We start from the raw sequence: 22,390 nt of genomic DNA, 5'->3' as shown, positions 1-22,390 counted from the left end.
AATTAAAAAATCCCCGCCTCTATAATACTATAGGGGCGAGGATATATCTCGCGGTACCACCCTAATTACTGTAAAAAATCTACAGCATCTTCGGAAAACCTTAAGTTATAACGGAACTACCGTCAACTCCTACTTAATTTCAAAGTTGATACTCCAAGACTGCTTCAATTAATCTATTATAAGGGATCTCACCATAACCCTCTCTCTGTAAAACATCAATTAATCTACTACTTCTCTTCATTGTATTTAAATTATATACTACCTGATTATGTTATATTACTAAATTTCATCAAAATAATCAATAGTTTTTTTAGCAACGTACGTAGCCGTTGACACTATGAAGTAATTCGCCGACACGTCGCTCAAGCAAAGTGAATTTTTATTATAGACTTTTTTCTATTATTCCTCCACCTACAACTTTTTCTCCATCATACATTACTACTGATTGACCTTTAGTTATAGCTCTTTGAGGCTCGTCAAATACTATTTTAATCGTATTTTCACCTACTTTAGTCACTGTAGCATCAGATGGTCTTGCAGAGTATCTTACCTTAGCTTGTACTCTTATAGGTTCTTTTATATCATCAATTGATATTAAATTTACATCTTTAGCTATTAATGCATTTGAAAATATATCTTCGTTATCTCCTAATACAACTGTATTTTTAATAGGATCTATATCAACTACAAACATAGGTTTACCAAATGCTATTCCTAGTCCTTTTCTTTGACCTATAGTATAGTTTATTATGCCTTTGTGTTTTCCTAATACATTTCCTTTAGTATCTACAAAAAATCCTGGATCAATTCTTCTTTTAGAGTGTTTTTTTACATATCCAGCATAGTCATTATCTTTTACGAAACATATCTCTTGACTATCTGGTTTATTATGAACATCTATACCAATTTCTTTTGCAATTTCTCTTACTCTATCTTTTTCGTAATCTCCTATTGGAAGTAAAGTATGTTCTAATTGTTCTTGAGTTAAATTGTATAATGCATAAGTTTGATCTTTTTTATCCGTAACAGACTTTTTAAGTAAATATCTACCTGTTTCTTCATCTTTTTCTATTTTAGCATAATGCCCTGTAGCTACATAATCACATCCTATTTGACGTGCTTTATTAAAAAAGTCATCAAATTTTATGTGTTTATTACAAGCGATACAAGGATTTGGCGTTCTCCCGTTTAAATATTCATCTATAAATGGTTCTATTACTTTTTCTCTAAATACATCGCTAAAGTTTAATACGTAAAAAGGTATACCTATTTTATCTGCAACTTTTCTTGCATCCTCAACAGCTGCAAGTGAACAACATCCGCCTTCATTTTCTATAAGTTCATCATCATCATCTTGCCATAACTTCATAGTAACTCCTATTACATCATAGCCTTGTTCTTTTAAAAGATATGCGGCAACAGAACTGTCTACCCCACCACTCATACCGATCATTACTCTCTTTTTCATATTATCACCTCGTTCTTTATATTATATATACTTTGACTTATTTTTTAAAGTGTTAACTATATCCTATCTATAAAATCATTTGCTCTTTTATATAAATAATGATTTTTTATAAATTTTCTATATGATCTTATAAACCAAATTCCACCTACTAAAACTATTATATATATAGGCCATCCAATTATACTTAAACTAATAAATACTAAACTAATAACAATACCTATAGTTCCTAATATTAATCTAGTATCCAGCATATGAACAAAATAAGGAAAAAATTTTATAGTAAACATACTCATTCCTAACAGTAATAGCATACCCATAATCATCACACCAGTAAACACAATTGGCGGAACTATTAAAATTTTAGATACTTTTTCTAATATTTTCTCTAAAATTTTTTTTACTATTATATGCTTTCCCTTATTTGGCCTCTTTGATATTTTTAAAGTTAAATATTTTAAAAATTTAGCTCTATTCATAAATTACTCCTTTAAACTTATCTTAGATAAAACTTTATATACTATAATATCTTTTTTGATGTGCTTATAACAAGTGTTTATCTTTAAAATATTTAAATTATCCTTAACTATTGATATAATATCATCAAGAAAACATTTTCTTATTATAAGGGGGACAATTATGAAAAGAACAGACAGACTTTCATTATTACTCAATGAGAATAATTTAGATGCAATATTTTTAACAAAACGCTCTAATGTAAATTATATTAGTAAATTTACAGATGAAGCTGCATTTGTTTTAGCGTGCAAAGATAAATTTTATCTTATAACTGATGGTAGATTTACTGAATTAGCTCAGAAAGAATGTGTAGGTTTTGAAGTTGTTAACTGGCATTTATTTGATAGAAATCTTATAAAAGCAGTTAGTCATATTTGTGAGGAAAATGATGTAAAGAGATTAGGTTTTGAAAGAAGTAATATAACTTTTGATAGATATGAAGCTTTAAAAAATATGTTATGTGATATAGAACTTGTGGGAACTGATGGAATTGTAGAATCTTTAAGATATATAAAAGATGAAACCGAAGCAAGTTATATAAAAAAAGCTTGTGAAATAAGTGATAAAGCGCTTGAAGAATTAGTTCCTCACATAAAAGTTGGAGTTAGTGAAAAGGAATTATGTGCTAGACTTGAATTTTACTTAAAAATGAATGGTGCTGATGAAATAGGATTTGAAACTATTTTAATTTCAGGAGCTAAAACTTCTCTTCCTCATGGTAAACCAGATAAAAAATTAATAGAAGATGGAGATTTTGTTACTATAGATTTTGGTGCTAAATATAATGGATATATTTCAGATATGACTAGAACTTTTATAGTAGGAAAACCTAGTGAAAAACACTTAGAAATCTATAATCTTGTTAAAGAAGCTCAATTAGTAGGTCTTAGTAAGATAAAAGCTGGAGTATTAGCTTTTGAGCCTGATCAAGCTATAAGAGAAGTTATAAAAAAATATGAAGAGTTTTACTATCCTGGAATAGGTCATGGTGTTGGGATGGACCTTCATGAAGAACCATTTTTAGGTAACTATGGAAGTAAGGTAATAGAAAAAAATTGTATAATAACTATGGAACCTGGTTTATACATTCCAGGGTTTGGTGGAGTTAGAATAGAAGATACTGTACTTGTAAAAGATGATGGAATAGAGATACTTACTAAGTTCCCTAAAGAACTTATGATTTTATAAAAAAAGTGAGCTAATTTAGCTCACTTTTGCTATTCTGACATTTTCTCAAGTTTTTTAATACTAAAGAAAAACGCATTTCTCCTACACTTTATAAATTTGTAAATAATACTATCCATATTACGCTAGTTTTCTAAGTAGTGTTTGGAGTTGTTCCAATTATATTAAATTCTAATACTTAAGTACAAATTATTATTTATAATGTTTAGAATAAATTTAAATAGGTATTAATAATAATATTAATATATTTTTGGAGGTTAATATGAGTTTTCAAAATATAAATAAATTATCTACTTCTAATGAAAATGCTTGTGCAATATTATACAATTTTAATAATAAAGAATTGACTATGTTAAAAAATATATGTGGTTTAATAGGAATTAAAGAAAAAATAATTCTTACTCCTAAAAATGGAAATTCTTTGATTAAAGATGTTTTAGAAGGAAAATTAGATGATAACTGTGAAAATGGTTTAATACATAAAGCTGTTATATTTAATAATGTTGACCATTCTAAAATACATTCTTTTATAGATGCATTAAAAAAATTTAGAATACCTAACCCTTTAATAGCTGTAGTTACAGAAACTTCTTTAAATTGGGATGTAAATACTTTAGTAAGTAATTTATTAGAAGAGCGTGAAGCTTTAAAAGCTGGTAAACCTATTAACCATTAATAAAAACCTCGTAATAAAAGTTACGAGGTTTTTATATTGTCTGAAGTTTTCTTGGAACATAAAAAAATGAAATAATTGATATTATCCAAAAACTTATTTTAAATTTTAAAACTAATGAACCTAAAAAAGCCATTCCCATTATATTTAAAACTTTTATAGATTTAGTTCTTTGATAAGTATATAGCCTAAGATATGCATAAGCATCCCTTATTAAAAAATAATAAATTATATATTTTATAGTTTCTGTCACTGTAAGTAAGTAGACATGATTTATCTCAAATCCAGTTAAATCTTTAATTTGAAGAATAAGTAAATATAATAATCCTATATATACTGTAATTTTAGAACAAAATATAAAATTTGCATACTTTCTTATATTCTTTAATATATAAAACTTTTGACTGGCTACTTCTTTTAAACACTTTATTCTGCTTCCTATAAATAAACTTCCAAAGTAAGTCATTATTATAGTTCCTAAAGGAAGAGTTGCAATAAGAATATATACTAACGAAGATTTTATGCTTTCACTAATTGGAACTTTAGCTAACATTTGTTGATAGTCCTTCATAATACTGAATCCAATTAAGTTTGAAAATAAAACATCTACTAATACCATTATAAAACAAGATATTATACTTAAATAAAATAAGTCATCTAGCATTTTAGTTTTTTTATTAATTATAAAACCACACATAATTCCAATTATCATACTTTGACTCATACAAATTGCTGAAGCTATATCTCCCATGATTAAACCTATTATAACTAAACAAATTAACATAGAAAGTGCGCTAAACTTAAAATCACATCTTAAGTATATAATTGCAATAAATATTGGAACTATCATATCTATATAAAGTGCATATAAAAAACCTGTTGATATTGCAAAAATACTACAAACTACAAACAAAGCAGACATAATAGCTGCTTCAGTCATTTTTCTTATTTCCATGTAACTCCTTCTTTCTTAGTTTTATTAATATTAGTATATTATATCATATACTAAATTTTACAATAATATATAAAAAATAGTTATCTTTAATTAAAGATAACTATTTTTTATATATTTATTCTTAAGCTTTTTTATGATTTTTTATAAATAAAGATGCAATTAACCCTAATAATGCAATAACAGCTGTTCCTATAAATAAATGTGCATACCCTTGATTCATAGTATACTGATATGCATTTTCTATTGCTGGTTTAGCTTTATCTAAACTAACTAAATAGTTATTTTTCAATATATCAAAATGCATATTAGGATTATTACCCATTGTGTGTTGAAGCCCCTTAAACATAGCTTCTACAAATGATTTTACAGTATTAAATATAGTTGTAACATCTGCATTTTGAAACTTATCCATCATTTGAGAAGACATATGCCCGCTTCCTAAAGAACCTCCTGGAATATGTGGCATTACTTTTTCAATTGCACCTGGTACCTTTCTACCTGCATCTGATACAAAATTTATAAGTAAGTTTGGCGAAACTGCAACCCCTATTGAACGAAGTAATGATACAGTTGATTGCCCCATAGATATCTCTTCAGGCTTAACCAAACTCATCATTAAGTAGTTTATTGGAGTTCCCATAGTAAATCCCATACCAGCTCCCATAAATACTAATCCTATTGTTAAGTTTATAAAATTTGGATGATTGGCTGTTACTAATGCTTGATATAACACCCCTATTATATTTACGCCAAAACCTAGTAAAAGTAATTTTTTAACTCCAAACTTATCTATAAATTTACCACCTAAAGGTGCTGCGATACCTGTAAACACAGCAAATAATGTTACTACATAACCTCCGCTACCTTTTTTAATTCTTAATACGTTCTCTGAAAATTGTGGTAAAAATACTGTACTCATAAGCCCACATCCAACTACAAAACTTAAAAATAATGTTAATGCTGTTTGCTTATTTGTAAAGAAGTTTAAATTTAAAACAGGATCTTCTGCTCTTTTTTCTACAGCTATAAATAAAGGAATAAAAACTATAAATATTATTAAGTAAGGCCATACATCAATTGATTGAATTGATTTTGCAAAATCATAGAATTTTAAGTTTGTTAAGCAATACATTATTGATGCAACCATAATACTTAATACAACTGAGCCCCATATATCCATCTTTTTAACTTTAGATTCTTTTTTGTTTTCTTTAAGTTTTAATGCAGCAATTACTATAACTATACTTATTGGAACATTTATTAAAAATAAAAATCCCCATCTACTATCTCCTGCCATTGAAAGTACGAAACTTCCTAATGTAGGTCCAAGTACTGTTGCTATACCATATACTCCACCTACCATACCAAGAGCTGAACCTCTTTTTTCCTCTGGGAAAGAAGCTCCTATATAAGCTGTGGCAATTGGCATTATACCTCCTCCACCTATTGCTTGTATTATTCTTGAAATTAATAAAAATTGATAACTACCTACCATATCAGATACTCCACAAAGTAATGAACCTGTGGCAAATAATATAACACATATCATATATACCTTTTTTCTACCATATGTATCCGCTAGCTTCCCTGTAATTGGCATAGAAACAGCATAAGCTAATGTGTATATAGTTATCATCCATACACTAGCTGACTCAGTTATTCCTAGTCCATTTGCTATTACATTTCTTGCTGGAGATACTATTCCTGAATCCATAGCCCCCATAAAAATTCCAAGTAAGAAAACTAACATAGCTATACCTGTACTATTTTTCTTCTGTGATTCGCTCATAAAAATACACTCCTATTAATTAAATTTTGCCTTAATTAATGTAAGATTCATTATTTTAGTTTAGTTATAATCATTTTAAAATATAATATTAAGATATTCTATCCTAAAACAACTACAATTTTTAACTTACATTAATTAATTTATTAAATTTTAGTTTCTTTTATCTATCATTCATATACCCATAAAAAATTTATTTATTCATTTCTAAAATCTAAAAAAGAAGTGAGAATAAAAAACTATTCTCACTTCTCTTTAATCAAACTTAAATGGATTAACTCTTATTGCATTATTGTATAAAAATGGATATGATTTTTGTAAGTATTCTAAATATGAAATCCACTGTATTGAAATATTTTTATATACTCTTATAACATCATTTTCTAAATGGTTTATATTAAGTTCTAACTCATTATCTTTTTCCATAAATATAATTTCATCTCTCAAGTGAATTACAGACATAAGCAAATCTGTAAAAATTTGATGTTGTAGTATACTCTCATTACTTATTAATGTTACAAACAAATTGCTATGTTCTACTAATATATTTTTTATTGTACACAAATCTATATAATTCATATTAACTTTATAATTATATTCATATAAAGATTTCTTTATTTTATTTAAATCCTCAAAATTTGTTATGTAATTTTTTGCATCTTTATCTGCATCTATAATAAGATGCATTAATTTCCCACCAACTTCTGTGAAAAATACACCAACTAGCATATTTATTTTTTCGATTCTATCTTTTTTAGCTCTGTAATCTATTAATTTTTCAAGCATTATAGTTACAACTAAACTGTTTATGGGAATAAAACATAAATTCATAAGAGAATAGTATGCAGTGTTTATTGCTTGGCCAAAAATTAGATAATGTATAAAAAACATTATGGATGATAAAGCGATTAATATAAATGATATAACAAAATAATATCTAATTTTTTTCATTTAAGTACTCCTTTATAAAATTTTTTTAAATACTTAAGTATTATAACATAGATTATAAATTAACACTTTTCTTTAATTTTCTATGCCTTAAACTATTTAAGCATTCCTATTTTAAAGTTTTAAAAGCAATACACTTAAATTTTATGAGGTAATTATATATTTTAAGGATTTTAAACTTTTTGACCCCTATTTAATAAGATAATTATATATTTTCAAACTATAAAAATTATTCAATTATATATATTCATTTTATTTATTAAAGAACTTTATTTTTACTATTTAAAATTAAAGTTAAATACTATATACTCTTTAATATCAAAAGAAATGAAAGGAGTTTTTACTTTTATGCTTAAAAAAATAAATAAGATACTTGTTGCTAACAGAGGTGAAATTGCTATTAGAATATTTAGAGCTTGCTCTGAATTAGGAATAAAAAGTGTGTGTGTATACAGTAAAGAAGATAAATATTCATTATTTAGAACTAAGGCTGATGAATCTTATCTAATTGGAGAAGACAAAGGTCCTATAGATGCTTATTTAGATATAGATTCCATAATAAAACTAGCTAAAGAAAAAAACGTAGATGCAATACATCCTGGATATGGATTTCTATCTGAAAATCCAGAGTTTGTACGTAAATGTGAAGAAAATAAAATAATATTTATAGGTCCATCTGCAGATATAATGAATATGATGGGAGATAAAATAAACTCTAAACAAATAGCAAAAAACGTAAGTGTCCCTACTATTCCTGGTATTGACAAACCTATTAAGAGTATTGAAGAAGCTAAGGAAATTGCCAGTCAAATAGGATATCCTATCATGCTTAAAGCCTCTAATGGTGGTGGCGGTAGAGGTATGAGAGTTGTATATGATGAAAATAATTTAGGCATAGAATATGAAACTGCTTGCAGTGAATCTAAAAAAGCTTTTGGTGAGGATATAATTTTTATAGAAAAATTTATAAAAAATCCTAAGCATATAGAAGTTCAAATACTTGGTGATATGTATGGAAATATTGTTCATTTATATGAAAGAGATTGCTCGGTTCAAAGAAGACATCAAAAAATCATTGAATATGCTCCTGCATTTTCATTATCTACTCAATTGCGTGAAAAAATATGTAAATGTGCAGTAAAAATAGCTAAACATGTAGGATATGTAAATGCTGGTACACTTGAATTTTTAGTTGATGAAACTGAAAATTTTTATTTTATAGAAATGAATCCTAGAGTTCAAGTTGAGCATACAGTTACTGAAATGATAACAGGAATTGATATAGTTCAAAGTCAAATATTAATTGCCCAAGGTCATAGATTAGATGATGAACAAATAAATATTAAAAATCAAGAAGATATACAAATAAGAGGCTACTCTATTCAATGTAGAATAACAACTGAAGATCCAAAAAATAATTTTATGCCCGATACAGGTAAAGTTCAAGTTTATAGAACTGGTTCAGGATTTGGTATAAGACTTGATGGTGGCAATGGATTTACAGGTTCTACTATAAGCCCTTATTATGACAGTTTATTAGTTAAAACAATTTCTTGGGATAGAACTTTTAAAGGGGCAATAAATAAAACTATCCGTTCTATAAAAGAACTTAGAATTAGAGGAGTTAAAACAAATGTTGGATTTTTAATTAACGTCTTAAATAATAAAATATTTGCAAATGGAAAATGTAGTACCAAATTCATTGATGAAAACCCTGATTTATTTGATATAAAAGAAAGTAAAGATAGAGGAACAAAATTACTGCAATTTATAGGAAATACAATAGTTAATGAAAATAAATGTAGTAAAAAGCCTAAGTTCCAAACTATATATACTCCTAGGTTAGAAGATTCTATTGTAAATAAAGAAGGCAGTAGAGATTTATTTAATAAACTTGGTAAGAAAAAATATATAGATACTATAAAAAATGAGAAAAAATTATTAATAACAGATACTACAATGAGAGATGCTCATCAATCGCTTCTTGCTACAAGACTTAGAAGCTATGACTTACTAAAAGTAGCTAAACCAACAAATGAATATATGAAAGATTTATTTTCTCTTGAAATGTGGGGAGGTGCTACTTATGATGTAGCTTATAGATTTTTAAAAGAATCTCCATGGTTAAGATTAGAAAGATTAAGAGAAGAAATACCTAATATAATGTTTCAGATGTTGTTTAGAGCTTCTAATGGTGTTGGATATAAAAATTATCCAGATAATGTTATAAATGAATTTTTAAAAGAATCTGCTAATAAAGGTATAGATATTTTTAGAATATTTGACTCTCTAAACTGGGTAGAAAATATGAAACCATCTATTTATACAGCTCTTGAAACTGGAAAAATAGTAGAATCTACAATTTGTTATACAGGAGACATTCTAGATCCATCAAAGAGTAAATATAACTTAGAATATTATATAAATATGGCTAAGCAGTTAGAAGAATTGGGTTCAGATATAATATGTATAAAAGATATGGCTGGACTTTTAAAGCCCTATGCAGCATATAAGCTTATAAAAGAGTTAAAAGCAAATGTAGATGCTCCTATTCATCTTCATACACATGATACTAGTGGAAATGGTGTTGCAACTCTTTTAATGGCTAGTGAAGCTGGTGTTGATATTGTAGACACTGCACTTGAAACAATGTCGTCTCTTACAAGCCAACCATCTTTAAATGCTATTGTAGAAGCTTTAAAAAATACAGAAAGAGATACTAAAATAGATTTATACGGATATGAAGAATTAGGAAATTATTACAAAGATTTGAGAAAAGTATATTCTAAATTTGAAAGTGATTTAAGTAATCCATCTGCTGAAATATATAAATATGAAATACCTGGTGGTCAATATACTAACTTAAAACCTCAAGCTGATAGCTTAGGTTTATCTGATAAATTTGACCAAGTAAAAGAAAAATATAAAGAATCAAATGATATATTAGGAGATATCATAAAAGTAACTCCATCATCTAAAGTGGTTGGTGACTTAGCTATATTTATGGTAAAAAATAAACTTGATAAAAATAATATATTAATAGAAGGGAAAAACTTAGCTTTCCCAGACTCAGTAGTTGATTATTGCAAAGGTATGATAGGTCAACCTGAAGGTGGCATTCCTAAGGATATTCAAAAAATAGTATTAAAAGGAGATAAACCTATAACAACTAGACCTGGAACATTAATAGAAAATGAGAACTTTGAAAGTATTAAAAATTATCTTGATGATAAATTTAAAATGGATTCAAATATCAGAAATATATTAAGTTATACCCTATATCCTAAGGTTTATGAAGACTATCTAAAGCATTTACAATTATATAATGATATATCTAAACTTGAAAGTCATGTTTACTTCTATGGTTTATCTATTGGTGAAGAATGTGAGGTAGAAATTGAAGAAGGTAAAGTTCTAACTATAAAGTTGATAGAAATTGGAGATGTAAAAGAAGATGGAACAAGAACCTTATCATTTGAGCTAAATGGAATGATAAGAGATATTGAAATAAAGGATAACAACCACTGCTCAAATATAAAAGATATATTAAAAGCAGATATGAACAATCTATTACAAATAGGTGCTAGTATACCAGGAAAAGTTGCTAAAGTTTTCGTCAAAGAAAATCAATCTGTTAAGAAAAATGAGGCGATTATAGTTATTGAAGCTATGAAAATGGAAACTGTTATAGTTGCAAAAACTGATGGAATAATCAAAAATATACTTGTAAAACAAGATGAACTTGTCAAGGATAAACAATTATTAGTAGAAATGAAATAATAAAAAAGAACCTGTATACAGGTTCTTTTTTATTGCTCTTTATACTTTTTTAAATTCTAATTTTACTTTAAACAAATCTCCATCTATCTGTATATCAAAATTTCCATCTTGAAGTTCCACCAAATCACGAGCAATAGCAAGTCCTAATCCACTACCTTCTGTGTTTCTAGATAAATCTCCCCTTCTAAATCTTTCAATTATTTCATCTGCTTCAAAATTAAGTTCATAAGCTGAAATATTTTTAAAAGATAAATATACTTTATCTTCATCTACTTTCATGTCTATATAAACTCTAGTATTCTCAAGTGAATACTTAGAAATATTTATTAATAAATTTTCAAATACCCTATACATTCTTTTCCCATCACAATTTATATATACAGGTTCTTTTAGTAAGTTTACTTTTAAATTCAAATTAGAATTTGTAAGTTTTTCTTCATTTTCTCCAATACTTTGTCTTAATAATTGGTTTAAATCTAACTTTTCTATATTAAGTTCTATATTGCCACTACTAGCTTTGCTAGCTTCAAATAAATCTTCTATAAGAATTTTTAATCTTTTTGATTTATTGTCTAATACATTTATATAATCTTTTAAATACTCAGGTTGTATATTTTCTTCTTTTTTTATTAAATCTACATAATTTATTATAGAAGTTAATGGAGTTTTTAAATCATGGCTTACATTTGTTATAAGTTCAGCCTTCATTCTCTCGCTTTTAAACTTTTCATCTATTGCACTTTCAAGACCTTCACTCAAATTATTTATATCTTGTGCAAATGTAGCCAATATATCATTACCTTTTACTTCTATTTTATGATTTATATTTCCATTTTTTATTTTTTTAGTTCCTTCTATTATGTTATCTAAATAATCTATTTTATTTAATATAATCCCTGTTATTATAATTAAGCTTAAAGTTAAAAAACCAATTATTGCAATTAGCATAAAAAATGGGTCTTGCCAATACCAAGTAGTATATAAAAATATAAATATTAAACCTACAATAATTACTATCACTAATTCTACTAAAATTAATCTCTTTATTAAAGGTAATTTATTTTTATACTTAATAATATTTTTAATTATGTTTATAAAAAATCTACATATATTATAAGTAATACTATTAGTTATTAAAGCTTTCTTTTCATCTAGATTTTTAAAGTAAATTATCCACATTATAATCGATGTAATAGCTATGAATTTATTAATAATCGATATAATATAACTAAAACCTAAAAACATAGGAAAAAGTAATATAATTACACCTATTATGTAAATTTCTATAGGTATTCTTCTATATATTTTTAAAAGTAACCCATCCTTGTTAATAAATTTTCCTTTAGCTTTTATACACGCTATTAAAGAAATTATACTTATAATACCAGAAGATATTAAAACTTTAAATAAAATATCTATATTATTACGTGAATGTTTAAAATCATCTTGATATGCCCTTAATCCAAATGGCTCATAATTATTTATCTGTTTTGGAATTGATATACTTATTGATATAGGTTCTGGTTTATCTTGCATTACCCAAAAATAATTTGAATATATACTTGATGATAATCTTTTTTTATCGATTATTTTTGTATATGTGCCTTCATTATTATTTAAATCAATTTCTATATTACAATAATCCTTTTGATTTTCTCTAAAAACTTTATTACTTTCATAATTAGTATTTGTATAAATTTTACCTGTTGAATTATTTTTTATAAAAAACTTTACATCTTTAAATTCACTTAAATCTTTCTTTGCATTTTCTATAGATTCATTTTCATAATCACCTGAATTTGAAGTCGCTACCACCATTCTATCTATTAAATTTTGAAGAATTTGATTATCAAAGTTATCCGTTTCAAAAAAATTATCTGCATATATTTTATTACTTTTTTCTAATAAGTTACTTTGTTTTATATAATGAAATTCATATCCCTCTATCATTTTTTGCCCTGTTGCTAAAAATATTGAAGTTGATATCAAAAATATAATTAAAAATACAATTTTTATCCATTTATTACCTTTATTTAATTTTCCCATTTGTCCACCTGCTTTTCTTTTTACAATAAATTCATCCCAGTCATAGCTTTATAAAATATAAAATTTGCAATAATTAAACCTACAAATTGTAATATTATTTTTCCTTCTAAATATGTACATCCTATTAATACAGCCCCTAACTGAGTAAAAAAGAAAAATATAAGTAACATTACAAAATGTAAAACTAATTGTATATTCCATCTTTTTATTTTGAATATATTATAACTTCTCGACTTTGTAGCCAACTCCCCACACCACCTTTAAATATCTTGGTTCTTTAGGATTAATTTCTATTTTTTCCCTAATCCTCCTAATATGTACACTTACAGTATTTTCTGCATTAAAGCTATCTTCTTTCCACACCTTTTCATATATTTCATCTATAGAAAACACTCTACCTTTATTAGATAATAAAAGATTTAGTATCTTAAATTCTATAGGAGTAAGTTTTACAAATTCATCTTCTACAAAAACTTCTTTTGTACTAATATTTAATTTTAAATCTCCACTTTGAAGAATATCTTTATTTTCTTGTGCTTCATAGGTTCCTAATTTTATATATCTTCTCAATTGAGATTTAGTTCTAGCTATAAGTTCTAATGGATTAAATGGCTTAGTTATATAATCATCTGCCCCTATATTTAATCCAATAATTTTGTCACTATCTTCACTTTTAGCTGAAATCAATATTATAGGAATATTTTTTTCTTCTCTAATTTTTATAGTTGCCTTTATTCCATCTAATTTTGGCATCATAATGTCCATGAGAATTAAATGTATATCATGGTTGATTAGTATATCTAAAGCCTCTATCCCATCATAAGCTTTAAATATATTAAAACCTTCATTTTTTAAATAAATTTCAATAGAATCTACTATTTCCTTATCATCATCTACTACTAAAATATTGCTCATTTATATACCTCTCTTAAATTAATCATCGAATTTGATTATACATTATTACACCCTCTTAATCCTACTTTTTTCTATATTTATATAATAAAGTATAAATCTTAAGAAATAATTAATATAATTCTTAAGATTTTCTTACAATTTAAAAAATCTTATCATATATTAGACGAAATACACACTTAAATAGTTTCATTAAATATAAAAATTCACATAAAAAAAAGGAGCAAATGCTCCTTTTTAATTTAAGTTAATATTATCTTACTCTTCTTCTTCAACATCATGATGATGATCGTGATCATCTTCTATAACAACACCATCTAATGCAGCTATGTGTATATTATTCTTTTTAGAATAATCTATTAAAGCAGCTTTTATAGCTTGCTCAGCTAAAACTGAACAGTGCATTTTAACTGGTGGTAAACCATCTAAAGCTTCTGCAACAGCTTTATTAGTTATTTCTAAAGCTTCATCTATAGTTTTTCCTTTTATTAATTCTGTAGCCATAGAAGAACTTGCTATAGCTGATCCGCATCCGAAAGTCATAAACTTAACGTCATTTATAACCTTAGTATCATTATCTATATCAAGATATATTCTCATTATATCTCCACATTTTACGTTTCCAACTTCTCCTACTCCACTTGCATTTTCTATCTCTCCAACATTTCTTGGGTTCATGAAATGGTCCATAACTTTTTCACTGTATTGCATATTACTTACCTCCCTTGTCTAATTTGTTATATAATGGCGACATGCTTCTTAATCTTTCTATTATCTTTGGTAAATTATCTATTATAAAATCGATATCTTCTTCTGTTGTAAAATCTCCTATACTAAGTCTTAATGAACCATGAGCTATCTCATGAGGTAATCCCATAGCCATAAGTACGTGAGATGGATCTAGTGAACCTGAAGTACAAGCTGATCCACTTGATGCAGCTATACCTAACATATCTAACATTAATAATATTCCTTCTCCTTCTATGAATTCAAATGAGAAGTTCACATTTCCTGGAAGTCTATATTCTAAGCTTCCGTTAACTTTTGTATGAGGTATTCTTTCTAATATACCATCTATAAGTCTAGTTCTTAAAGCAGTTAATCTTTCTATATGCTCACCCATGTTAGCTTTTGCAAGTTCACATGCTTTAGCATATCCAACTATACCAGGTATATTTTCAGTACCAGCTCTTCTTCTTCTTTCTTGTGCTCCACCATGAACGAAAGTGTGTAATTTAACACCAGTTCTTATGTATAAAGCACCTATACCTTTAGGTCCATATATTTTATGAGATGACATACTCATTAAGTCTATATTTAATTCTTTAACATCTATAGGTATATTTCCTGCAGCTTGAACAGCATCTGTGTGGAATATAACATTATGCTTCTTAGCTATTTCTCCTATTTCTTTTATAGGTTGAATTGTTCCAACTTCATTATTAGCAAACATTATACTTATTAATATAGTTTTATCTGTTATAGCTTTTTCTACATCTTGTGCATTTACTCTACCATCTGCATCAACATCTAAGTAAGTTACTTCAAATCCGTGATGTTTTTCTAAGTATTCACAAACATGAAGTATCCCATGGTGTTCTACCTTAGAAGTTATTATATGATTTCCTTTTGCTTTATTTGCAAAAGCAACTCCTTCTATAGCCCAGTTATCACTTTCTGTTCCACCAGCTGTAAAGTATATTTCATTTGGTTTTGCATTTATAAGTGATGCAACTGTTGCTCTTGATTTATCTAATACGTTTTTAGCATCTCTCCCGAAAGAATGGAAACTTGATGCATTTCCGAAAGTTTCAGTAAAGTAAGGCATCATAGCCTCTAATACTTCTTTTTTAACAGGAGTTGTAGCCGAATAATCCATATATATCTTTCTTTTTTCCATTTTATTCATCTCCTAAATCTATTTTATAATTAAATCTGTTATATCATTTATATTTTTATTTTTATTATAATCATTTACCATATCTTGAAGAGTTATTGAATTTATAACATCCTCTATCCCTTGCTTAATTCTTTCCCAAACAACTTTGGCAACGCAAATTCCAGAGTTTTCACATATATCATCATCTATCACACAATCTGAAATTGAGATTGGTCCTTCAAGTACTCTTAGTATATCTCCAACTGTTATATCTTTAGGTTCTTTACCTAATAAATATCCTCCTTGAGCACCTCTTACACTTTTTATTAACCCAGATTTTTTAAGTGATGAAAATATCTGTTCAAGATATTGTTCTGATATATTTTGTCTTTGAGCTATCTGCCTTAATGGTACTGGTCCATTTTTTTGAGTAAGTGAAAGCTCAAACATTGCTTTTAGTCCGTATCTACCTTTAGTTGATAGCTTCATTTTTTACACCTTCTTTTTTATTAGGTATTTCCGACTAACTTACTAGGTTTTATCTTCAAGATTATTTTATTATATCATAGTATTTTTGTCAACATTAAATTCATAGTATTTTTCTAGGAATTAAAAAAGGAGTAAAACGCTAATATTATTCACTCCTTCAAATGAATTTACTTATAATAACTTACCCATTGACCTAATTCCTTAAACCCTATTTTTTTATAAATTTTTCCTGCTTCTTCATTATCATAAAAAAGGCAAGGTATTTTTTTATCACTTAATAGACTATTACATAACTTTATAACACATTTAGTAGCATACCCTTTATTTCTATACATTGGATGTGTCCCTACTCCTACCACCATAGCATGAGTGCTATTTTCAGAAGTTGATTTTGCCATAGATACTACTTTTTTATTTTCTTCTATATAATAACCTCTTCCACTTTTCAAATTACTTTTTATACTCTTTATAGTAGTATTTTCAAATTCATCTATATTTTCATAAAGCTCTAGTATTTTATTTATCTTCCCAAATCTTATTTTTTTTACACTAGAATCTATCTCATAATCATTTAGAGATTTCAAATTTTTTAATGCACAAAAATTTACTATTCTTTTTTTATCGTAAGAAATATAAGGTTCTATGCATTTTAAAGTATCAATTTTGCCATTTAGAATTTTATAAGGTAATTTGTTTATGTAATTAACAAAACTAACTACATCATCATTATCATAAGAATAAAGTGTAAGTATATCAAAACACTGTATTAGTATGCCTTTTATATTACCAACTACATCAAAGTTTGCCCATATGTTAAAAAAACAATTATCGTATCCATATCTTTTTATATCTCCATAAATTATTAAATTAAAATTTTCTTCTTGATTTAAATAATTAATAAGTTGATTATCGTAATCTTCACTTAACTTTAAAATCATTATAGCCTCCGATACTTAAATTTTATGTTAAATAATATGTTTTTAATAAATTAATTATTCTTTCTTATACTAACTCTTTCCTTCATAAACATTTTTGTATATAAATTTTTTAGAGAGTTTGTATACAATCATAATTGTAATCAATTTTATCCAGCGATATATTCATTTTAAAGAATTAAGCTTTTTAGTAACTAAATATAAAACTTAAGAAAGAAGGATTAATTATGACTGTATTAGATATGTTTGTAAAAAATTTATGTGGTACATTTAATAATGACGAACAAATAGAAAAAGAACTTAAAAATGGTGAAATAAAACACCCTTATGTAAAACATATAAATGGCATATGTAATGATAAGATTAAAAACTTACCTGATAATTTTGATGGTTATTTTGTTATCGAAGAAAGTTATTATAAACAAGGAAATTTTAATAACATCTTACCTCATTTATTTTTATTTACTTTGAATGAAGATAACAAAGTTGTTTTAACTTCTTATGAACTTCCTAAGGAAATATCTAAAGAGGATTTTAGAAATGATAATGAAGATTTAGTTAAATCAGAAAAGTTTACACCTATGGTATATAATGAATGTGATGGTGTATTTACAGGCGAAAGTATTAGTTATTTCACTCCTGTTACTAAATTTGAGCTTAAAGAAAAGATAGAAGCTTCAACTTTGTATGTAAGTGAAGTTTTTTATAAAAATTATAAGATAACTTTTGGATTTGTTGATCCAATTATTTATAAAAGAATATAGTTAAATAATACATAAAAATAATGGTGGTAACAATTTTACCACCATTATTTTTATGTATTATTTTTCACACTATCCCAATACTGCTTAAAAGATTTTTCATTTTTATTTTCTCCTGGAATATAGTATTTCTTATCTTTTATAGCTTCTGGTAAATATTGTTGTTTCACATAATGATTAGGGTAATTATGAGGATACTTATAATCCACACCTCTACCTAAATTTTTAGCACCTGAGTAATGTGCATCTTTTAAATGAATTGGAATATCTCCTGTTTCTATGTTATCTAAATCTGCTAATGCTGATTCTATAGCCATAACAGCTGAATTTGATTTTGGACACTGTGCTAAATAAATTGTAGCTTGTGAAAGAGGTATTCTTGCTTCTGGAAACCCTAATTGAAGTGCCGATGAAACACAAGCTTCAGTTATCGTTATAGCTTGTGGCACTGCTAGTCCTACATCTTCACTTGCTACACAAAGTAATCTTCTAGTTATTCCTTGAATATCTCCAGCCTTAATAAGTCTTGCTAGATAGTGTATAGAGGCATCTATATCAGAACCTCTTAAAGATTTATGAAATGCAGAAAGTATAGAGTACCCATCATCTCCACCTTTATCGTAATTTAACATTTTTACACTAGAACATTCTATTACATTATCTAAAGTTATATTTACAGTGTTAGAAACAACATTTATTCCTACATTAAAAACTAATTCTAATTTATTTAATGCACTTCTCATATCTCCATTGCAAGTTTGTGCTATATATTCTAATGCTTTATCTTCAACATTAATACTTTCATATGTATTAATACTTTTTAGTCTTTCTATTGCCCTTTGAAGTCCTTTAAGTATATCTTCTTTATTTATTTGTTTAAATTCAAATATAGTACTTCTGCTTAAAATAGCTTTATATACTACAAAGTATGGATTATCAGCTGTACTTGCAATTAATGTTACTGATCCATCTTCAATAACTTCAAGTAAGGATTGTTGCTGTTTTCTATTTAATGCCTGAATCTCATCTAACATTAAAATTATACCATTATATGAAAATAAATCTCTTTTAGCAGAATCTATAACTTCATTTATTTCTTTAACCCCACAGTTTACAGCATTTAACTTTACATATTTTTTACCTGTAACATTAGCAATTATATTTGCCAATGTAGTCTTTCCAGTTCCTGGTGGCCCATATAGTATCATATTGGGAATGGTTTTGTTTTCTATAAGTTTATTTATAATTTTGCCTTTGCCTATTATATGTGATTGTCCTACCATATCTTCTATTTGTTGTGGTCTTAATCTATCTGCTAATGGTTGCATACGCTCCTCCTAACTTTAATATCTTAATTTATTATACTACCTTTTAATTTTTCTTGCATATATATACTGTAATCATAATTTCTCTTACTTATTAGTATATTTATACTAAATGTAATTTTAAAGGAGGTAGTTTATGCAGTATATGAATATGAATGCAATGAGAGAAAAAGGACAGTTATCTGTAAATGGAGTTGGAGTAGTTAAAGTTAAAGCTGATTTAGCAATACTAACAGTTGGAGTTACAACATCTAATAAAGATGTTCAGGTAGCTCAAGTAGAAAACTCTAATACTGTAAATAACATTATACTAAGTTTATCTGACTTTGGTATTGAAAGAGAAAAAATAAATGCAGATGATGTAAATATAAATAAAAGGTATGATACTGTAACAAATGAATTAATAGCTTACGAAATAACAACTACTATAAGAATAGAAGTATCTGATTTAGAAAATCTAGGTGATATTTATACTTTAGCTATTGAAAATGGAGCTAATAGTAACATTGATTTATCTTTTACTATATCTAATGTATCTAATCATTATAATGAAGCTCTTTTAAAAGCTACTCAAGATGCCTTAAATAAATCTTCACTTTTAGCTAAAAGTCTATCAATAAAATTAAGACCACTTCCTGAAAATATCTCTGAAAATAGTATATCTCAATATTCTATAAGTCAAAAAAATGTATCTTATTCTGGTTCTCCAAATTTATCTTCAGGAGATTTAGAAGTTACAGCTCAAGTTAATATGATTTTTAATACTTATTTATAAGTTTTATTAAATAAAATATAAAAGGAGTTATTTTTTATGTGTGATAATAAAGATATACCAACTCCAGAAGAGTTTGATTCGATGTTAAAAAGTATTGGATTTGTAGAAAGTACCCATACGTATAAGAATTATTATATTGAACGTAACATAGAAAAAAAAGAGAATAAAGAAGATAAGAACGATAACAAATAATAAAAAAGCTGCATAGAGTGCAGCTTTTTTATTATACTATACAGTTTTCTATTTGAATTATATAATCTAGGCAGTGTTCACACATTATTACGCTAACTATATAACTATCATCTACTTTCCCAGCTCTACTTAATTTGTTAAATGATAAACCTTCATAGTCTTTACTTATATCACTTATTACAAACTTACCATCTTTGGTAAATATATAAAAATGATATTCTAAGAAACCAAAGAATTTTTGTTTTTCTTTTACTCCTGTTAAACACTCTGGACACGCTTCTTGATAATATTCTAAATCAAAATCTACATCTTGTGCTTGATTTAAAATATTTAATATATCTTCTATATTAATATTTGACACAGGCTTTTCTTCATCATTTATTAATCCACTACAATTTTCTTTAGATAATTCATAATCTTTTTCATTAAATTTAAATTTATAAATACTCATATTACACCTCTTTATTTAATATTCATTGGAGTTTCTTCTTTTTTAGCTTTTTCATATTCATCTTTTGTTATATATCCTAATTGCTGCATTTTATAAAGAATTATATCTCTTCTTTTTTTTGCTGCATTATAATCTTTAGAATATAATCCAGGCCTATTTGTTATACCTGCAAGCAAAGCACATTCTCCTAAGTTTAATTCACTTACATCTTTACCAAAATAAACTTTTGCTCCTTTTTGAGCTCCATATATACCATTACCTAAATACATATTATTTAAGTAAAGTTCTAATATTTCTCGTTTATTCATATTCTTATCCATTTGTCTTGCATTATATATATCTTTAATTTTACGTTTTATAGTTTGATCCATACTTGTTAATAGATTTTTAGAAACTTGCATTTCTAATGTACTTCCACCTTGTGTACTTTTACTAAATATATTATGAACAACTGATCTAGCTAAAGATAAATAGTCGACTCCTTTATGATCAAAAAATCTTTCATCTTCTATAGACACTATTGCATGTTGCAAATCTACTGGTATTTTACTTATACTTACATACTCACTGCTTACTGACTTTTCTTTCATATAAGCATATGTAGGTTTAGGGCTATCTTTTAATGCTATATTCATAATTACATTTGCTGATATAGCCCCTATAAAAGATATTATCAATAAAAAAATTAGTAATTTCTTTGTTATGCTAACAAACCTTTTAGACTTTTTTTTCTTTTTAGCTCTACCTTTATTAGCTCTTTTTCCTTTGCTTGAATAATTGTTTCTATTATCATGTGTTTGTTTATTCTCAGTTTTATTTTCCACCCTTTTATGGTTAGTTTGAGATTTTGAGCTTGTATTATTAGAGCTAACTTTTTTACGTCTTATTTTATTTTTTTCATCATCATAATAACTCATTTTTTACGCTCCTTTTTAAATATATGAGTAATTATACCTTTTTATGCCAAATAAATCAAAGAGTAAAATTCATTTTATTCTTTGATTTATATTGTTATATATTTTAACTATAATTATTTAAATTTATTTTAATTAAATTATATTTTTTTGTTTAAGATTTAAATTTAGTGGTATAAATATACTTGAATAATTTTTTAGGAGGTATTTATTATGGCTTATAAAATAAATGATGCTTGTATCAGTTGTGGAGCATGTGAACCTGAATGTCCAGTTAGTTGTATATCTGCTGGTGATGATAAATATGTTATAAATTCAGAAGCATGCATAGATTGTGGAACTTGCAACAGCGTATGTCCTGTTGATGCACCTCAACCAGAATAATACATAATAAAAAAGA

Annotated in this window: 22 protein-coding genes and 1 other annotated feature; of the genes, 7 read left to right on the top strand and 15 right to left on the bottom strand. The window is 26.4% G+C overall.

The genetic code is table 11. The features are described 5' to 3' along the window. Positions 1 to 28: 28 nt before the first annotated feature. Positions 29 to 250, bottom strand: a binding site (T-box leader). Between the two features lie 132 nt (positions 251 to 382). Both mnmA and ABFX13_RS10815 read right to left on the bottom strand, forming a co-directional pair. Continuing rightward, positions 383 to 1,468, bottom strand: a complete 1,086-nt coding sequence (mnmA, locus tag ABFX13_RS10820; protein ID WP_346045838.1) for a tRNA 2-thiouridine(34) synthase MnmA — start codon at positions 1,466 to 1,468, stop codon at positions 383 to 385. Positions 1,469 to 1,524: 56 nt separating this feature from the next. Next, positions 1,525 to 1,944 (bottom strand): hypothetical protein, encoded by a 420-nt coding sequence (locus ABFX13_RS10815; protein ID WP_346045836.1) that lies wholly within the window; start codon positions 1,942 to 1,944, stop codon positions 1,525 to 1,527. 160 nt (positions 1,945 to 2,104) lie between these two features. On the opposite strand from ABFX13_RS10815, the gene ABFX13_RS10810 reads away from it, so the two are divergent. Further along, positions 2,105 to 3,172 (top strand): M24 family metallopeptidase, encoded by a 1,068-nt coding sequence (locus tag ABFX13_RS10810; protein ID WP_346045834.1) that lies wholly within the window; start codon positions 2,105 to 2,107, stop codon positions 3,170 to 3,172. A 259-nt stretch (positions 3,173 to 3,431) separates the two neighbouring features. Beyond that, entirely contained in the window at positions 3,432 to 3,845 is a 414-nt protein-coding gene (locus tag ABFX13_RS10805) for a DUF3783 domain-containing protein (protein ID WP_346045832.1), read from the top strand. Positions 3,846 to 3,876: 31 nt separating this feature from the next. On the opposite strand, the gene ABFX13_RS10800 is transcribed toward ABFX13_RS10805, so the two are convergent. The 3 genes from ABFX13_RS10800 to ABFX13_RS10790 all read right to left on the bottom strand — a co-directional run bounded on the left by ABFX13_RS10800 (position 3,877) and on the right by ABFX13_RS10790 (position 7,534). Beyond that, positions 3,877 to 4,797, bottom strand: a complete 921-nt coding sequence (locus ABFX13_RS10800) for a DUF2232 domain-containing protein (RefSeq protein WP_346045830.1) — start codon at positions 4,795 to 4,797, stop codon at positions 3,877 to 3,879. 121 nt (positions 4,798 to 4,918) lie between these two features. Next, on the bottom strand, positions 4,919 to 6,586 hold the full coding sequence (locus tag ABFX13_RS10795; RefSeq protein ID WP_346045828.1) for an MFS transporter: 1,668 nt from the start codon (positions 6,584 to 6,586) through the stop codon (positions 4,919 to 4,921). A gap of 252 nt (positions 6,587 to 6,838) precedes the next feature. Continuing rightward, positions 6,839 to 7,534 carry a hypothetical protein gene (locus tag ABFX13_RS10790; RefSeq protein ID WP_346045826.1) on the bottom strand — a complete coding sequence of 232 codons (696 nt, stop codon included), beginning with the start codon at positions 7,532 to 7,534 and terminating at the stop codon, positions 6,839 to 6,841. Positions 7,535 to 7,879: 345 nt separating this feature from the next. Between ABFX13_RS10790 and ABFX13_RS10785 the strand changes: the two genes are divergently transcribed. After that, positions 7,880 to 11,311 (top strand): pyruvate carboxylase, encoded by a 3,432-nt coding sequence (locus tag ABFX13_RS10785; RefSeq protein ID WP_346045824.1) that lies wholly within the window; start codon positions 7,880 to 7,882, stop codon positions 11,309 to 11,311. A 39-nt stretch (positions 11,312 to 11,350) separates the two neighbouring features. Here the strand turns inward: ABFX13_RS10785 and ABFX13_RS10780 are convergent, their stop codons facing one another. The 7 genes from ABFX13_RS10780 to ABFX13_RS10750 all read right to left on the bottom strand — a co-directional run bounded on the left by ABFX13_RS10780 (position 11,351) and on the right by ABFX13_RS10750 (position 17,575). Continuing rightward, positions 11,351 to 13,357 (bottom strand): HAMP domain-containing sensor histidine kinase, encoded by a 2,007-nt coding sequence (locus tag ABFX13_RS10780; RefSeq protein ID WP_346045822.1) that lies wholly within the window; start codon positions 13,355 to 13,357, stop codon positions 11,351 to 11,353. A 20-nt stretch (positions 13,358 to 13,377) separates the two neighbouring features. Further along, positions 13,378 to 13,602: a hypothetical protein gene (locus ABFX13_RS10775; RefSeq protein WP_346045820.1), complete on the bottom strand. Its 225-nt coding sequence runs from the start codon at positions 13,600 to 13,602 to the stop codon at positions 13,378 to 13,380. After that, a complete protein-coding gene (locus tag ABFX13_RS10770) occupies positions 13,577 to 14,272 on the bottom strand; it encodes a response regulator (protein WP_195923970.1) in 696 nt (231 codons plus the stop codon). Before ABFX13_RS10770 ends, ABFX13_RS10775 begins: the two co-directional genes overlap by 26 nt. A gap of 255 nt (positions 14,273 to 14,527) precedes the next feature. After that, a complete protein-coding gene (gene nifU, locus ABFX13_RS10765; protein WP_147546486.1) occupies positions 14,528 to 14,980 on the bottom strand; it encodes a Fe-S cluster assembly scaffold protein NifU in 453 nt (150 codons plus the stop codon). Between the two features lies 1 nt (position 14,981). Further along, complete coding sequence (gene nifS, locus ABFX13_RS10760; RefSeq protein ID WP_346045815.1) at positions 14,982 to 16,169, bottom strand: cysteine desulfurase NifS; 1,188 nt, start codon at positions 16,167 to 16,169, stop codon at positions 14,982 to 14,984. 18 nt (positions 16,170 to 16,187) lie between these two features. After that, entirely contained in the window at positions 16,188 to 16,637 is a 450-nt protein-coding gene (locus ABFX13_RS10755) for an RrF2 family transcriptional regulator (protein ID WP_346045813.1), read from the bottom strand. A gap of 167 nt (positions 16,638 to 16,804) precedes the next feature. Beyond that, positions 16,805 to 17,575, bottom strand: coding sequence for a GNAT family N-acetyltransferase (locus ABFX13_RS10750; RefSeq protein WP_346045811.1), 771 nt, complete (start codon positions 17,573 to 17,575; stop codon positions 16,805 to 16,807). A 224-nt stretch (positions 17,576 to 17,799) separates the two neighbouring features. On the opposite strand from ABFX13_RS10750, the gene ABFX13_RS10745 reads away from it, so the two are divergent. Further along, positions 17,800 to 18,336, top strand: coding sequence for a hypothetical protein (locus ABFX13_RS10745; RefSeq protein ID WP_346045809.1), 537 nt, complete (start codon positions 17,800 to 17,802; stop codon positions 18,334 to 18,336). 50 nt (positions 18,337 to 18,386) lie between these two features. Here ABFX13_RS10745 and ABFX13_RS10740 read toward each other — a convergent pair whose 3' ends face one another. Then, positions 18,387 to 19,661, bottom strand: coding sequence for a replication-associated recombination protein A (locus ABFX13_RS10740; RefSeq protein ID WP_346045807.1), 1,275 nt, complete (start codon positions 19,659 to 19,661; stop codon positions 18,387 to 18,389). A 133-nt stretch (positions 19,662 to 19,794) separates the two neighbouring features. On the opposite strand from ABFX13_RS10740, the gene ABFX13_RS10735 reads away from it, so the two are divergent. Both ABFX13_RS10735 and ABFX13_RS10730 read left to right on the top strand, forming a co-directional pair. Continuing rightward, positions 19,795 to 20,433, top strand: a complete 639-nt coding sequence (locus tag ABFX13_RS10735; RefSeq protein WP_346045805.1) for an SIMPL domain-containing protein — start codon at positions 19,795 to 19,797, stop codon at positions 20,431 to 20,433. 36 nt (positions 20,434 to 20,469) lie between these two features. Further along, complete coding sequence (locus tag ABFX13_RS10730) at positions 20,470 to 20,625, top strand: hypothetical protein (protein ID WP_346045803.1); 156 nt, start codon at positions 20,470 to 20,472, stop codon at positions 20,623 to 20,625. A 31-nt stretch (positions 20,626 to 20,656) separates the two neighbouring features. Here the strand turns inward: ABFX13_RS10730 and ABFX13_RS10725 are convergent, their stop codons facing one another. Then, entirely contained in the window at positions 20,657 to 21,076 is a 420-nt protein-coding gene (locus ABFX13_RS10725; RefSeq protein ID WP_346045801.1) for a DUF3785 domain-containing protein, read from the bottom strand. 11 nt (positions 21,077 to 21,087) lie between these two features. Further along, positions 21,088 to 21,993: a transglycosylase domain-containing protein gene (locus tag ABFX13_RS10720; protein WP_346045799.1), complete on the bottom strand. Its 906-nt coding sequence runs from the start codon at positions 21,991 to 21,993 to the stop codon at positions 21,088 to 21,090. 210 nt (positions 21,994 to 22,203) lie between these two features. Between ABFX13_RS10720 and ABFX13_RS10715 the strand changes: the two genes are divergently transcribed. Next, complete coding sequence (locus ABFX13_RS10715) at positions 22,204 to 22,374, top strand: 4Fe-4S binding protein (RefSeq protein WP_346045797.1); 171 nt, start codon at positions 22,204 to 22,206, stop codon at positions 22,372 to 22,374. Positions 22,375 to 22,390: the final 16 nt, after the last annotated feature.

This window comes from Paraclostridium tenue, from assembly GCF_039521565.1.
Lineage (GTDB): Bacteria > Bacillota > Clostridia > Peptostreptococcales > Peptostreptococcaceae > Paraclostridium > Paraclostridium tenue.
This window is presented reverse-complemented; position numbering and strand designations above follow the sequence as displayed.